Consider the following 14,206-nt stretch of genomic DNA (forward strand, 5'->3'; position numbering starts at 1 on the left):
TGCGCCGTCGGATGGCGCGTTCCTGGCGGATCGCGTGCGACATCGATGCGGAAAACGGGAGGCGGTGAATGAGGTGGATCGACACGCACTGTCATCTGGATGCCGGCGAATTCGATGCCGATCGTGCCGAGCAAGCCGTGTCGGCACGTGCCGCTGGCGTCTCGACGATCGTCGTCCCTGCGGTCTGCCGGGCCAATTTCGAGACCGTGCGGGCGCTGGCGCATGCGCACCCGGGCGTTGCCTATGCGCTCGGGATCCATCCCTTGTTCAGTGGCAATGCGACTGACAACGACCTGGCCGCGTTGCGCGTCCTGGCCGAAGCGTCGCGGGACGATCCGCGCTTTGTCGGTATCGGTGAAATCGGCCTCGATTACTTCGTGCCGGGCCTCGACGACAGCCGCCAGCGCGCGGTGTTCGACGCGCAATTGCGCCTTGCCCGAGACCTCGACCTGCCCGTGATCTGTCATGTGCGTCGATCCCAGGATCCGGTGCTGGCGGGGCTGCGGCGCTTTGGCGTGCGCCAGGGCATCGGCCACGCGTTCAATGGGAGCAGGCAGCAAGCCGAGCATTACATCGCGCAAGGGTTCAAACTCGGCTTCGGGGGCGCGATGACGTTTCCGCGCGCGTTGCAGATCCGACGCCTGGCGGCCAGCCTGCCGCTGGAGTCGATCGTCGTCGAAACCGATGCGCCCGACATTCCGCCCGAATGGCTTGTGCGGCCGGTCGACGCGTCGGGTGTTTCTGGCGATTCCGGCGACAGCCCTACCGCGTATCCAAAGACGGGCGAGGCGGCGGGCGCCGCCCACGGCGAGGCAACGGTATTGCCGGGCCGTCGCATCCGTGGACGCAATCAGCCCGATCAGATTCCGCGTATTGCTGAAACCCTTGCGACCTTGCGTGGCCTGACGCTAGACCAAGTGGCCGTCGCCACGACGGCCAACGCCATCGCCGCCTTGCCGCGACTAGCCGACTTGCCCCGATAATCGATCGCTTCTCCCTCGAGCGGCTCGATGAAACGGCATGCGATCGATTGCGCTGGGTTTTGCCGGTGGGGCGTGGTGGCTGCAGCGTCAAGCGACCTTGCCCGACACGGCGGTCATGGCTTGGCTCGCCTTCGGGTGCGTCGCACTGCTGATCGCGCGCACCGCTGCGGCGTCACTATGCTTTTCATTTCCGGGGTTTTTTAGCACCGACACGTACCGGCGCACGGCGCTTGCCGCACTGCGGTGCGGCTTGTTGTGCCTGGCGGCGGCCATGGCCGGTTACGATTGGGCTGGCTGGCGCGCGCACCAGTATGCGCAGGCCGTGTGGCCCGCTGCATGGGAGGGGCGCGACGTCGCGCTGACCGGCCGCATCGAATCGATGCCGATCCGCGTCAAGGCCTTGGAGTCGCCGCCGGGACGGGGAGGCACGCGTGCCCGGGGATCCGCGGATTGGCTGCTGACCGTGCAGGTCCTGGCGGTGCGCCCGGTGGAGGCGCGCCTTGGCAAGGCGGCGCGCAACGGAGGGGGGGCGAACGGCGGCCCGCGCGCCGATGTCGCGGCAAAGACGGGCGCGGCCGCGGGCCTTGCGCGAGAGCCGGGCGTCTTGCGGTTCACCGGCCGTGTTCAAGTGCGTCTTCGCGGTACCGGCGCGACGCTTGCGCCGCAGCCCGGTGAGGTCTGGCGGATGCAGGCGCGGTTGCAGCGGCCGCATGGGCTGGCCAATTTCGACTTGCCGATGCGCGAGGCGAGCCTGTTCCAGCGTGGCGTCCGCGCGACCGGTGCGGCCCGTTCGGCGGTCCGTGTTGGCGTCGATGCGGGCGGGGCCCTGGGGCGCTTACGCGCCGCAGTCGAACGACTCCGATCGCGCATCGCCAGCCGTATCGACGCTGTGCTGGACGGGCAAGTGCATCGCGGCGTCGTCGCTGCCTTGGCGCTCGGACTGCAGTCGGCGATTACGCCTGAGGATTGGACGCGTTTCACGCGCACCGGAACGAATCATCTGGTCGCCGTTTCCGGCCTGCATATCGGCTTGGCCGCCGCGGTCGCCGCCTGGTGCGCCGCAGCGACGTTGCGGTGGGCGGGGGCGGGCGTCCGATATGCGCATCGGGCGCTTGGCGGCCGCGCGAGGCGGGGGTGTCGGGCGCCGCCCTTGCTGCTGATCGTTCCGCGACAACGGATCGTCAGTGTGGTGGCGATGGCCGCGGCCGGGTCCTTTGTCGCCTTGTCGGGTTTCGGCATTCCGGCGCAACGCGCATTCTGGATGTTGAGCGCCTACTGCCTGACCGCGCTCGATGGGCGGCGCGTCGGCGTGACGGTTATCTGGTGTCTGGCCCTCTGGCTCGTGGTACTGGCGGATCCTTGGGCCGTGCAATCGGCGGGAGGCTGGCTGTCGTTTGCCGCGATCGGGGCGATTCTCTATATTGCGTCGACGATGCCGCAGCGCATCAGGCCGCCTCGGTCGAACGAACACGGCGCTGCCGACGCCAATTCTGACCGCCACCCGTCCGATGCGTTCGCCGCGCGATTCACGATGCCGGTGCGGCCAGGCGAATGGCGCCCGCTGGCCGACGGCAAGGCGCCGTCGCACGACGGCCTGGAGCGGAGCGCGAAAGCGAAGGCGAAAGCGGGAGCTGGTAGGGAAGCCTTTTGGGACAAGGTGGTCACGGCACGTGCTCGGGCCGGCGCCGTGACAATGATGCGCCGGATCGGGCTCGCGTGCAGACTGCAATGGGCACTGTCGCTGGCGCTTGCGCCCGCATCGCTCGTCTGGTTCGGCGAGACCGCGCTCGTCGGCCCAGCGGCGAATCTGTTCGCCATTCCGTGGGTCAGTGTCGTGGTCGTGCCCGCGGTGTTTCTCGGCCTGATCTTGCCCGCGCCATTCGATGCGCCGGCATGGCGCTTCGCGCACGGCGCCATCGGCTATCTGCATCAGGCGCTGGGCCATGTGAGCGACGGGGCCGCGCACGTGCTGGGATATGTCGGCGTCTCGGATATGTTCCGCGTTCCGTTGCCTGGGATGGTGGCGCTGAGTTGCTGCTGCGTCGGCCTGGCATTAGGGCTGGCGCCACGAACAGGGTATGCGCGCCGGGCATCGCGCTGGGGCAGGCAGGGCCTTGCCGTGGCGCTTTGTCTGCCGATCGTGCTGTACCGGCCGAGCGCCCCTGCGCTCGGCGATTTCCGAGTGACGATGTTCGACATCGGGCAGGGAAATGGCGTGCTGATCGAAACCCGGTCGCGGCGGTTGCTGTACGACACGGGGCCGCCCTACGGTCCCAGCGACGATGCCGGCCGGCGTGTGATCGTCCCGGCTTTACGACGTCGGGGTATCGAGGCGCTCGATGCCGTGATCATTAGCCATCCGCATGACGATCATTACGGTGGGGTCTTTGCCGTGCTCGATGCTGTTTCAGTGCGTCATCTGCTGGCTTCCTGGCCAAGCGAGGACAGCGCTCCGGCCGCCTCGGGGCAGGGAAAGGGCGCGGCATTGCCGCCGCTATGGCGTCATGCGGGCGCACAAGGCGTGTTGCGTCGTCGTTGTCGCGCCGGGGAAGCGTGGCAGTGGGACGGTGTTCGTTTCGAGACACTGTGGCCGATCGACCCGGCACTGCGCGCCCCCCCGAATCACACCAGCTGCGTGTTGCGAATTTCAAACGGTCGACATGCGGTGTTGCTGGCCGGTGACATCGAGGCGCCGCAGGAGGCGGCCTTGCTACGCGCTGGGACGACGCTGTCGGCGGATGTGCTTCTAGCGCCGCATCATGGCAGCGCGACATCGTCCACGCCGGCTTTCATCGATGCGGTCGCACCGCGACACGTCGTGTTTCAAGTCGGTTATCGCAATCGGCACCGCCATCCCACCGCGCGCGTGGTGCCGCGCTACGACGAACGGGGCGTTGCCACGTATCGCAGCGATAGCGATGGCGCGGTGCGTTTCGACAGCGTCGGGGCGACGCTGAAGGTCGAGGCATTGCGTCGAGACCATCGCCGCTATTGGATGATCGCGCCAACGGCATCGACGGCATCGACTGCAACCTCGGCGCCACCGCGGCCGGTGCCGCAGCCAGTGGTTGCGGCAGGGTGAGCGCGTGCGACGGCGGCATCAGTTACCGATACCCGGCGGTCCGAAAAGCAATACGCTGCTGATGCCTGCGACGACCAGTGCAAACTTGCAGACCAGAAAGACCATCATTGGACGACTTATCGGTACCATGACCTAACCTCTCGCGAATTTCGGCGTTCATGAAGGGCGCGGGTCCGTCGCATGCATCGTGAAACGATCGTGCTCGCGTCCATTCAAGGCTAGGACGACGTGAAAGAGGTCGCATGCAATTGCTTCGTTAAGCACGCGCGGTTTGCGCGTGGCGGTATCGAAAAGCGCAAATCGGCTGGCTTTGACTTCGTCTCCACACTGTTGGCCACACTATTTTTATCGGGCCGAGGGTAAAACCGATGCGGTCGGTGGCGAGCGGGTCGCGCTTCCCGCGATGCCGTCGACGTCTAGCGGGCAGCGTGAAGCGGTGTATGAACAACTGTCACGGTGCTGTCAAGGCCGTGATCGCCGCAGTGTCCTGTGATCGTGAAAAAATTTTCGCGCGGTACGGGGGGCGAGGCGGGGCGCTTCTACGGTATAATTCCGCTTTCCCGCGAGCATTCCTGCGATGACCAAATATGTGTTCGTCACCGGCGGAGTCGTTTCCTCACTCGGAAAAGGCATTTCCGCCGCGTCCCTTGCCGCGATTCTTGAATCGCGCGGCCTGAAAGTCACCCTCTTGAAGCTGGACCCCTACATCAATGTCGATCCCGGCACGATGAGTCCGTTTCAGCACGGGGAAGTTTTTGTCACCGAGGACGGTGCCGAGACCGACCTCGATCTCGGGCATTACGAGCGCTTCATCAGTACGAAGATGCGCCGTGCCAACAACTTCACGACCGGCCAGATTTACGAAACCGTGCTGCGTAAAGAGCGGCGCGGCGAATACCTGGGCAAGACGGTCCAGGTGATCCCGCACATCACGAACGAGATCCAGGCCTTCGTCGAGCGTGGCGCCAAGATGGCGACCTGCGGCGAGCCGGATGTCGCGATCGTCGAAGTGGGCGGCACCGTCGGTGACATCGAGTCCTTGCCCTTCCTCGAAGCGGCGCGGCAGATGAGCCTGCGCCTGGGCCGCAATCAGGCTTGCTTCGTGCACCTGACGCTGGTGCCGTACATCCCGTCGGCCGGTGAGTTGAAGACGAAGCCGACGCAACACAGCGTGCAGAAGCTGCGCGAAATCGGCATCTCGCCGATCGCGCTGATCTGCCGCGCCGATCGTCCGATTCCGGACGACGAGTTGGCCAAGATTTCCTTGTTCTCGAATGTGCACAAGGAAGCGGTCATCTCGGTGTGGGACGTCGACAGCATCTATAAGATCCCGCAGATGCTGCACGATCAGGGCCTCGATTCCATCATCGTCGAAGAGCTGAAGCTGGATGCGAAGCCGGCGGACCTGACGATGTGGTCGGGCCTCGTCGATGCATTGCAATCGTTCGAGAACGAAGTGACGATCGGCATGGTCGGCAAGTATGTCGATCTGACGGAGTCCTACAAGTCTCTGATCGAGGCATTGCGCCACGCATCGATTCACACGAAGACGCGCGTCAATATCGAATATATCGACTCGGAAGAAATCGAGAAGGACAGCGGGGCCGCCGTGGCCATGCTGTCGCATCTCGACGCGATCCTGGTGCCGGGCGGCTTTGGCCAGCGCGGTACCGAGGGCAAGATCGCGGCTATTCGCTTTGCGCGGGAGTCGAAGGTCCCGTACCTGGGCATCTGCCTCGGCATGCAGCTCGCCGTGATCGAATTCGCACGCAATGTCGTGGGTCTGGACAAGGCCAACAGCACCGAATTCGATCCGATGACGCCGGCACCGGTGGTGGCATTGATCACGGAATGGTTCAATCGCGACGGCCGTGTGGAAAAGCGCACGGACCAATCGGACATGGGCGGCACGATGCGCCTGGGTTCGCAGCGTTGCCCGGTAAAGCCGGACACGCGCGCGCAAACGATCTATGGCGACGACGTCAACGAGCGTCACCGTCACCGCTACGAAGTGAACAATCACTACGTGCCGCAGCTCGAGCAGAAGGGCCTGGTTATCAGCGCCCGTACGCCGACCGAAGATCTGCCGGAAATGATGGAGTTGCAGGACGGCTTGCACCCGTGGTTCATGGGCGTGCAGTTCCACCCTGAATTCACGTCCACGCCGCGCGACGGTCACCCGTTGTTCTCGGCCTATGTGCGTGCTGCGCTGGCTCACAAGCAAGCTGCCGGTCAATCCGGCAACCCGGCGAAACGAGAGACCGCGAATGAAACTCTGTGATTTCCTCGATACCGAGGTCGGGCTGGACAAGCCGTTTTTCCTGATTGCTGGCACCTGTGTCGTCGAGTCGGAGCAGATGACGATCGACGTTGCAGGGCAGTTGAAGGAAATTTGTGGCAGTCTGGGAGTGCCCTTCGTCTATAAATCGTCGTATGACAAGGCCAATCGGAGTTCTGGAAAGAGCTTCCGTGGGCCGGGCGTCGACGAAGGCCTGCGCATCCTGTCCGAGGTTCGGCGACAATTGCAGGTGCCGGTGCTGACCGATGTGCATACCGAGGCGGAAGTGCCGGAGGTAGCGTCCGTGGTCGATATTCTGCAGACGCCTGCTTTCCTGTGCCGCCAGACGGATTTCATTCGGGCGGTGGCGCAGTCGGGCAAGCCGGTGAATATCAAGAAGGGCCAGTTCCTGGCGCCGCATGACATGAAGAATGTCATCGACAAGGCGCGGGCCGCGGCGAAGGAAGCGGGTCTCAGCGAAGACCGTTTCTTTGCCTGCGAGCGTGGCGTTTCGTTCGGTTACAACAATCTCGTGTCCGATATGCGGTCTCTTGCGATCATGCGCGAGACGGGCGCGCCGGTCGTGTTCGATGCGACGCACTCGGTGCAGTTGCCGGGCGGTCAGGGAACAAGCTCGGGCGGCCAGCGTGAATTCGTGCCGGTCTTGTCGCGCGCCGCCGTGGCGACGGGCGTGGCCGGGCTGTTTATGGAAACGCATCCGGATCCGTCGAAGGCCCTCTCCGACGGTCCGAACGCCGTGCCGTTGCGGCATATGCGGCAGTTGCTGGAAACGCTGAAGACGCTGGACGATGTCGTGAAACGCCAGCCCTTTCTGGAAGATCACTTCCAGTAAGCAGGGTCGGGCGCGCCGGACGCGCCCGTGGCGCGTCGCATCATCCAGGAACGATGCGACAGTAGAAAGGTGCAACAAAACATTGCGCGAGGCGCATGGGGGAGACCTTCCTTGTCGGAAGCGTCCGCCATGCGAGGAGCAGAGCGGCCGTCGCGACGTGCGGGCGGGATCGCAAGCGGTTTCTATTTGACCTATCGAGAGAACCATGAGTGCAATCGTTGACATCATCGGGCGGGAGATCCTGGACTCGCGCGGCAATCCGACCGTCGAGTGCGATGTGTTGTTGGAATCGGGCACGATGGGCCGGGCGGCAGTGCCGTCGGGCGCATCCACCGGCTCGCGCGAAGCGATCGAGCTTCGTGACGGCGACAAGAGCCGTTATCTCGGCAAGGGCGTGCTGACCGCTGTTCAGCACGTCAACACCGAAATCTCCGAAGCGATCCTTGGTCTGGATGCCGCCGAACAGGCCTTCCTGGATAAGACGCTGATCGAGCTGGATGGCACCGAGAACAAGTCGCGCCTGGGCGCGAACGCGATGCTGGCGGTGTCGATGGCGGTGGCCAAGGCTGCGGCCGAGGAAGCCGGTCTGCCGCTGTATCGCTACTTCGGTGGTTCGGGGGCGATGCAATTGCCGGTGCCGATGATGAATATCGTCAACGGTGGCGCGCATGCGAACAACAACCTGGATATCCAGGAATTCATGATCATGCCGGTGGGCCAGCCGACGTTCCGTGAGGCGCTGCGCGCCGGAACCGAAGTGTTTCACGCGCTGAAGTCGTTGCTGGCCGAAAAGGGCCACAGCACGTCGGTGGGCGACGAAGGCGGTTTTGCGCCGAACTTCGCATCGAACGAAGAATGCCTCGGAACGATTAGCCAGGCGATCGAGAAGGCTGGTTACCGCGTCGGCGAAGACATTCTGCTGGCGCTGGACTGCGCGTCGTCCGAGTTTTACAAGGACGGCAGGTATAAGCTGTCTGGCGAGAATCTGGAACTGTCCTCGCAGGAATTCGCGCATTACCTCGAAACGCTGGCCGGTAAGTTCCCGATCGTCTCTATCGAGGACGGGATGTCCGAGAACGATTGGGACGGCTGGAAATACCTGACCGATGTATTGGGCAAGAAGGTGCAGTTGGTCGGCGACGATCTGTTCGTCACGAACACGAAGATCCTGAAGGAAGGCATCCAGCGCGGTATTGCAAACTCGATCCTGATCAAGATCAATCAGATCGGCACGCTGACGGAAACGTTCGCTGCCATCGAAATGGCGAAGCGCGCAGGTTATACGGCCGTGGTGTCGCATCGTTCTGGCGAAACGGAAGATTCGACGATCGCCGATATCGCCGTGGGCCTGAATGCTGGTCAGATCAAGACGGGTTCGCTGTCGCGCAGCGATCGCATCGCGAAGTACAACCAGTTGCTGCGCATCGAGGAAGATCTGGGCGATATCGCCAGCTATCCGGGGCGCTCGACGTTTTACAATCTGTCCGGTTGGGATAAGCGTTAATCCTGTTTTTGCATGACCGGCGCAATACGCCGGCGAGCACTTCTGTCGATGGCAGGGGAGCTCGCCGGCGTCTGCTTAAGCGCGTGGCACCGATGTTGACGCGAGTCCCCGATCATCGTCGCCATGAATTAGAACCATAAACGGGATTGGCTACTCGGGCAGGAGTGACGCTCGCCGGGGTTTCGAAAATATAGTATGCGGATCGTTACCGTCGTTTTGATCGCGCTGCTCGTGCTGGTCCAATATCCGCTGTGGTGGGGTTCCGGCGGGTGGTTGCGCGTGCATGATCTGCAGCAGCAGCTTGCAAATCAGTTGCAGAAGAATGCCGACGCGAAGGATAAAAACGATCGCCTGGCGGGGGAGGTCGACGATCTTCAGCATGGCACGGACGCCGTCGAAGAGCGCGCCCGCTATGAGCTGGGCATGATCAAGCAGGACGAGGTCTTCGTGCAGTTCGTGTCGCCTGCCGAGCAGATGAAGCTGCCGGCGAACGGGCAATCAAATCTCTCCACGCGGGGCGTCATGTCCGCCACGCCGTTGGCGGTCGTGCCGGAACCACCGGCGCATGGACGCGCCCAGACCAAGCGGATGGCCGAAGAAGCGGCCAAACACAAGGCCGCGACGGAAAAAGCCCGCGAACGCCGCGCCCGTCAAGACTGAACCGCTGCAGCACGCGAAGGGCCGAGGCCGGCCGTTCTCTGCCGGCGTGCCGTCAAAAATGGGAGGTGCCGTCCAAGGTCACCATCCCCATCCATTCCCAACGCCAACGGACCATCCCGAGCGCGGATAGCCCCACCCGCCACGACCGTAGCGGTCGTAGCCGCCATAGTAGGACGGGTACCAAGGATCTGGCGCACCGTAGTAACGGGGCGCCGCCGCGACAGCCGCTGCGGCGGCGCGTTCGATATCGATGGATTGTTCCTGCTCGCGAAGCGCCTGTCGATCGATCTGGTTGTAACGATCCGCCTTTTCCGCCTCGCTGGGTTCGGTGTCCGGCGTCGGCGTTGCGGCGCCCGGCGTGCCCGCTGGCAGACGACTCAGGACAGTGCCGGGCGGCGCGGCCGGTCCGACCGTTTGGGTGGCGCATGCGCCTAGCAACAGCGCCGCGGGCAAAACGACCCAAGCGGCACCGCGAGTTATCATCGAAGTGGGGCGGAGTGCGGCTGACGCCGCGCGCGCAAGTGGGCCCGTCTGTGTCGTGGCAATCATTAGGTGTGCAATAGAATCGCTGCGCACAGCGCGGTTGGCGCGCGTCGTGATGAGTCCCATCTTTGTTCCCCGATGATCGATGCCGACGTCGTCGTGCCGAATGGGGATCCATCCGGCACGACGACGAGGATCAGTGCCGTTGTTCGGGCGGGGGCGAGACGTCGCCCGGAATCGGCGCATCGAACAACTGCGCCGCGTCCACCCGGTCGAAGACATAGCGCTGGTTACAGAATTCGCAATGCACCTCGACTTCGCCTTTCTCTTCGAGAATATCTTCCACTTCGGCGCGTCCCAGCATCGTCAGCATGCCGCCGACCTTCTCTCGCGAGCAGCTGCAGGCGAAACGCGTCGGTTGACTGTCCGGCGAGGTGCGTCGCTCTTCCCAGAAGAGCCGATGCAAAAGCGTCTCGCCTTCGGTCGACAACATCTCCTCGGATTGCAGCGTTCCCCCCAGTGCGCAGACGCGGTCCCAGGTGTCGCCGTCGTCGGCGGCGCTCGCCTTGCCGCCGGTTCCGGGCATCTTTTGCAGCAGCATGCCGACGGCACGCTTGTCATCGGCGGCCAGCCAGAGACGCGTGTCCAATTGCTCGGAATGCCGCATATAGTACTCGAGCGCGCCGCCGATCGTGGCGATGGGACCGTCTTCGTCGGACAGTGGCACGATGCCTTGATACGGCTGTTGTCCCGGCAGTTTTTCTCGCGGGTCCAAGGTGATGGCGCAGCGTCCCTGACCGTTGGCATTGACGAGCGAGGTCATCGTCGCGTCGTCGGCAATGCTGTCGATATCGGCGGACAACTTCGCCGTTGCGCGCATCGACAGGTCCGAATTGCACTGGACAACCAGCATCTTGACGGGACCGTCGCCGTGGATCTGCATCACGAGCGCGCCGTCGAATTTCAGATTCGCCGACAGCAGCGCGGAGGCGGCGAGCATTTCGCCGAGCATCGCGCGCACGGGCGCCGGATAATTGCGACGGACGAGCACGTCCTGCCACGTCTGTTGCAGCGAGACGTATTCGCCCCGCACGGGGCCGGCCTCGAACATGAAGCGTTCTAACTGATCATTCATCGGTGATGTTCCTGCAGTGTTCGGACCTCAGCCCACTCGGGCGAGGTTTTCCTTGTAAAACGCACAGTGCGCGCGATAGCTTTGGGCACTGTCGCGCAGTTTTTCGATTTCGTCCGGCGTCAGTTCCCGAACGACTTGGGCGGGCGAGCCGCGCACCATCACGCCGGGCGGGAAATGCTTGCCCGAGGTCAGCAGCGACGCCGCGCCGATCAGGCTGTTCTCGTGAATCACCGCATCGTTCAAAACGACGGACTGGATACCGACCAGCACGTTGTCTGCAATCGTGCAGCCGTGCAGCATGACCTGATGCCCGATCGTCACGCCGCGTCCGATGCGCAGTGGGTGACCGATATCGACGTGCAGAATCGCACCGTCCTGAATATTGCTGCCTTCGCCGATCTCGATCAGATCGTTGTCGCCGCGTAGCACGGCACCCGGCCAGACGCTGACGCCGGGGCCCAGAACGACGCGCCCGATAACCGTCGCACCGGGGGCGACGAAGGCCGTTTCATCGATAATGGGAACATATTCGCCGAGGCGGTAAATCGTCACGTCATCTCCAGCGCGCAGGACTGCGCAGACGGCAAGGGAAGGGCGGCTCGTCCAAAAGCGTGCCGGATCGCATTTCCCCGATAGTGACGGGCAAGGTCGAAAATGGGGACGCATTGCTTAGAATCAAGCCGTCGCGCAGGGCTCGGACCCACGGCGCTATTGTATCCGAGGCGGCGCGCCTCCCCGCCGGGGCGACCCGCCACCGGTCAGATTAAGGACGTACCACGATGAAGTCATTGCCCGCCAGAGGCGGGGCGACGCTGCGATCGGCGTCGCTTCCCGGGCTACGGGCCGCGGCACTGGACGCTTTGCGCGTCGACGCGCCGCGAGAAAAAGCCGCCCGTGCCCGGGCCCTGTTTCAAGGCGACATCGCGGCCACGGCCGCCGACAGGCCGAGCGCGCCGTTGCTACCGCCCGATACGCCCGGCCGTCCCGCGCGTCCGCCGCTGGTGGATCCCCGCGAGCTGGCGCGCCGCAACGTCACGACGATCGAGGGTCGCTGCGTGATGTTGCATGCCATCGCGCATATCGAGTTCAACGCGATCAATCTCGCGCTCGACGCGGTGGCGCGTTTCGATGGCATGCCGGTCGACTTCTACCGGGACTGGATTCGCGTCGCGGCGGAGGAGGGCTATCACTTCACCCTGCTGGCCGATCGCTTGGAGGATCTCGGGAGCGCGTATGGCGCCTACCCGGCGCATGACGGCCTCTGGGAGATGGCGCTGCGGACCAAGGATGACGTCCTCGCGCGGATGGCCCTCGTACCGCGCACCTTGGAAGCGCGGGGATTGGATGCGGCGCCGCCGATCCGTGCCAAGCTGTCGGCGGCGGGGGACAGTATCGCGGCCGGCATTATCGATATCATCCTGCGCGACGAGATCGGGCACGTCGCCATCGGCAATCGCTGGTATCGATGGCTTTGCGCGCGCGAGGGGCGCGATCCGTTGGCGCATTATGCCGTCCTGGCACGGGACTACCGGGCGCCACGCCTGCGCGGACCGTTCAATCTGGCGGCACGCCGCGCCGCCGGCTTCGACGAAGCCGAACTGGCGGCATTGCAGGCGCCCGCTCCCCTTCGCACCGAAGGGTCGGCCTGAGCGGGCACGGACTCTGCGGTAAAATGGTGAGATGAATCCTCACTCCGTCAATGCCGATCTTCACTGCCACTCCACCGTCTCGGACGGTACCTTGTCCCCGGAGGAGGTCGCCGCCTTGGCCAAGGCCGGCAAGGTTGGATTGTGGGCGCTGACCGATCATGACGAGCTGGGGGGACAGGCGCGGGCCGCCGCGGCGGCGCAGGCGCAGGGTATGCGGTATGTCTCGGGCGTCGAAATATCGGTGACTTGGGCCAACCGGACCGTGCACGTCGTGGGCTTGGCAGTCGATCCCGGCCATCCGATTCTCGTCGACGGCCTGGCATCGATCCGCACCGGGCGCCAGGCTCGCGCCCGCACGATGGGCGACAAGCTCGCGGCGCTCGGGATCCAGGGCGCCTATGAAGGGGCCTTGCGCTTCGTCTCCAATCCGGACTTGATCTCGCGGACCCATTTCGCCCGTTATCTCGTGGAATGCGGCGCGGCCTGCTCGACACAAGACGTGTTCAAGCGTTTTCTGGCGGAAGGCAAGCCCGGCTATGTCGCGCATCGCTGGGCCGCGCTGGGCGATGCGATGGAATGGATTCGAGCGTCGGGCGGCACGGCCGTCATCGCGCATCCCGGCCGTTACCAATACACCGATCTGGAGTTTTCTGCCTTGTTCGATGAATTCCGCGCCCGCGGCGGGGAGGCCATAGAGGTCATCACGGGCAGCCACACGCCGGATCAATTCGTCGAATATGCCGATGTGGCCCGTCACTACGGATTCCGGGCATCGCGTGGTTCGGATTTCCACGGTCTGGACGATGGTCGTCACATGCCCGGCACGCTGCCGGACTTGCCGACTGACCTTGTACCGGTGTGGACCGATTGGCTGTAAGGAGCGGTATCGATGGCGCAGTACTTCAAAATTCATCCGGTGGACCCGCAGCCACGTCTGGTGCGACAGGCGGTGGAAATCCTGAACGACGGCGGCGTCATCGCCTTGCCGACCGATTCGAGCTATGCCTTGGCCTGTCATCTGGACGATCGCGCGGCCGTGGACCGGATTCGACGTATTCGGGGGCTGGACGAGCGGCAGATGCTGTCGCTGCTGGTGCGCGATCTCTCCGAGCTGGCTAATTTTGCGATCGTCGACAACCAGCGGTATCGCACTTTGAAAGCGGTGACGCCGGGGCCGTACTCCTTCATCCTGCAGGCGACCAAGGAAGTACCGCGCCGCCTGTCCCATCCGTCGCGCAAGACGATCGGCTTACGCGTGCCCGCCCATGCGTTGACGCTCGCGGTGCTGGAAACGCTGGGGCAACCGCTGATTGCCTCGACGCTGATCCTGCCGCCGGACACGCAGCCGCTGAACGACCCGGAAGAGATCCGCGCTCGCCTGGAGAAGCAGATCGACGTGGTGATCGATGGGGGTGCCTGCGCGGCTCAGCCGTCGACGGTGATCGATCTGACCGGTCCGACGCCGATACTAGTACGCGCGGGCCGCGGGGATCTGGCGCCGTTCGGTCTCAGCGAGGACGCCTTGGCGGATTCGGCCGAGCAATGATGTCGTCGGGGCAGACCGGGGCGGCGCCCAAAA

General features: G+C 64.2%; 12 protein-coding genes. 9 read left to right on the forward strand and 3 right to left on the reverse strand.

Going from position 1 to position 14,206, the window contains the following annotated elements; all coding sequences use genetic code 11:
• Positions 1-68 precede the first annotated feature (68 nt).
• The 6 genes from ABEG21_RS07370 (at position 69) to ftsB (ending at position 9,360) form a co-directional block, all read left to right on the forward strand.
• Positions 69-983 carry a TatD family hydrolase gene (locus ABEG21_RS07370; protein WP_347554019.1) on the forward strand — a complete coding sequence of 305 codons (915 nt, stop codon included), beginning with the start codon at positions 69-71 and terminating at the stop codon, positions 981-983.
• 37 nt (positions 984-1,020) lie between these two features.
• Positions 1,021-4,065 (forward strand): DNA internalization-related competence protein ComEC/Rec2, encoded by a 3,045-nt coding sequence (locus tag ABEG21_RS07375; protein WP_347554020.1) that lies wholly within the window; start codon positions 1,021-1,023, stop codon positions 4,063-4,065.
• Between the two features lie 577 nt (positions 4,066-4,642).
• Positions 4,643-6,346: a CTP synthase gene (locus tag ABEG21_RS07380; protein ID WP_347554022.1), complete on the forward strand. Its 1,704-nt coding sequence runs from the start codon at positions 4,643-4,645 to the stop codon at positions 6,344-6,346.
• Positions 6,333-7,196, forward strand: coding sequence for a 3-deoxy-8-phosphooctulonate synthase (gene kdsA / locus ABEG21_RS07385; protein WP_347554023.1), 864 nt, complete (start codon positions 6,333-6,335; stop codon positions 7,194-7,196). Before ABEG21_RS07380 ends, kdsA begins: the two co-directional genes overlap by 14 nt.
• 205 nt (positions 7,197-7,401) lie before the next feature.
• Positions 7,402-8,700, forward strand: coding sequence for a phosphopyruvate hydratase (gene eno, locus ABEG21_RS07390; protein ID WP_347554024.1), 1,299 nt, complete (start codon positions 7,402-7,404; stop codon positions 8,698-8,700).
• Positions 8,701-8,895: 195 nt separating this feature from the next.
• Positions 8,896-9,360 carry a cell division protein FtsB gene (ftsB, locus tag ABEG21_RS07395; RefSeq protein ID WP_347554025.1) on the forward strand — a complete coding sequence of 155 codons (465 nt, stop codon included), beginning with the start codon at positions 8,896-8,898 and terminating at the stop codon, positions 9,358-9,360.
• A 78-nt stretch (positions 9,361-9,438) separates the two neighbouring features.
• On the opposite strand, the gene ABEG21_RS07400 is transcribed toward ftsB, so the two are convergent.
• The 3 genes from ABEG21_RS07400 to ABEG21_RS07410 all read right to left on the reverse strand — a co-directional run bounded on the left by ABEG21_RS07400 (position 9,439) and on the right by ABEG21_RS07410 (position 11,530).
• The gene (locus ABEG21_RS07400) at positions 9,439-9,843 is read right to left on the reverse strand and encodes a hypothetical protein (RefSeq protein ID WP_347554026.1); all 405 of its coding nucleotides are present in this window, start codon (positions 9,841-9,843) and stop codon (positions 9,439-9,441) included.
• A gap of 196 nt (positions 9,844-10,039) precedes the next feature.
• Positions 10,040-10,978 (reverse strand): Hsp33 family molecular chaperone HslO, encoded by a 939-nt coding sequence (gene hslO, locus ABEG21_RS07405; RefSeq protein ID WP_347554027.1) that lies wholly within the window; start codon positions 10,976-10,978, stop codon positions 10,040-10,042.
• 27 nt (positions 10,979-11,005) lie between these two features.
• Positions 11,006-11,530 (reverse strand): gamma carbonic anhydrase family protein, encoded by a 525-nt coding sequence (locus ABEG21_RS07410; RefSeq protein WP_347554028.1) that lies wholly within the window; start codon positions 11,528-11,530, stop codon positions 11,006-11,008.
• 227 nt (positions 11,531-11,757) lie between these two features.
• Between ABEG21_RS07410 and ABEG21_RS07415 the strand changes: the two genes are divergently transcribed.
• From ABEG21_RS07415 to ABEG21_RS07425, 3 genes are read left to right on the forward strand one after another with little or no spacing between them, the layout of a single operon-like run.
• Positions 11,758-12,627, forward strand: coding sequence for a ferritin-like domain-containing protein (locus ABEG21_RS07415; RefSeq protein WP_347554029.1), 870 nt, complete (start codon positions 11,758-11,760; stop codon positions 12,625-12,627).
• 31 nt (positions 12,628-12,658) lie between these two features.
• Complete coding sequence (locus ABEG21_RS07420) at positions 12,659-13,504, forward strand: 3',5'-nucleoside bisphosphate phosphatase (RefSeq protein ID WP_347554030.1); 846 nt, start codon at positions 12,659-12,661, stop codon at positions 13,502-13,504.
• A 12-nt stretch (positions 13,505-13,516) separates the two neighbouring features.
• The gene (locus ABEG21_RS07425) at positions 13,517-14,173 is read left to right on the forward strand and encodes an L-threonylcarbamoyladenylate synthase (RefSeq protein ID WP_347554031.1); all 657 of its coding nucleotides are present in this window, start codon (positions 13,517-13,519) and stop codon (positions 14,171-14,173) included.
• Positions 14,174-14,206: the final 33 nt, after the last annotated feature.

This window comes from Robbsia sp. KACC 23696 (genome assembly GCF_039852015.1).
In the GTDB taxonomy this organism is placed as follows: domain Bacteria; phylum Pseudomonadota; class Gammaproteobacteria; order Burkholderiales; family Burkholderiaceae; genus Robbsia.

Bases quoted from the DNA above. Each gene is read 5' to 3' on its own strand.
- ABEG21_RS07425 (WP_347554031.1), top strand. From the start codon at position 13,517: ATGGCGCAGTACTTCAAAATTCATCCGGTGGACCCGCAGCCACGTCTG.
- ABEG21_RS07370 (WP_347554019.1), top strand. From the start codon at position 69: ATGAGGTGGATCGACACGCACTGTCATCTGGATGCCGGCGAATTCGAT.
- ABEG21_RS07420 (WP_347554030.1), top strand. From the start codon at position 12,659: ATGAATCCTCACTCCGTCAATGCCGATCTTCACTGCCACTCCACCGTC.
- ABEG21_RS07400 (WP_347554026.1), bottom strand. From the start codon at position 9,843: ATGATAACTCGCGGTGCCGCTTGGGTCGTTTTGCCCGCGGCGCTGTTG.
- ftsB (WP_347554025.1), top strand. From the start codon at position 8,896: ATGCGGATCGTTACCGTCGTTTTGATCGCGCTGCTCGTGCTGGTCCAA.
- kdsA (WP_347554023.1), top strand. From the start codon at position 6,333: ATGAAACTCTGTGATTTCCTCGATACCGAGGTCGGGCTGGACAAGCCG.
- ABEG21_RS07380 (WP_347554022.1), top strand. From the start codon at position 4,643: ATGACCAAATATGTGTTCGTCACCGGCGGAGTCGTTTCCTCACTCGGA.
- hslO (WP_347554027.1), bottom strand. From the start codon at position 10,978: ATGAATGATCAGTTAGAACGCTTCATGTTCGAGGCCGGCCCCGTGCGG.
- ABEG21_RS07415 (WP_347554029.1), top strand. From the start codon at position 11,758: ATGAAGTCATTGCCCGCCAGAGGCGGGGCGACGCTGCGATCGGCGTCG.
- eno (WP_347554024.1), top strand. From the start codon at position 7,402: ATGAGTGCAATCGTTGACATCATCGGGCGGGAGATCCTGGACTCGCGC.
- ABEG21_RS07375 (WP_347554020.1), top strand. From the start codon at position 1,021: ATGCGATCGATTGCGCTGGGTTTTGCCGGTGGGGCGTGGTGGCTGCAG.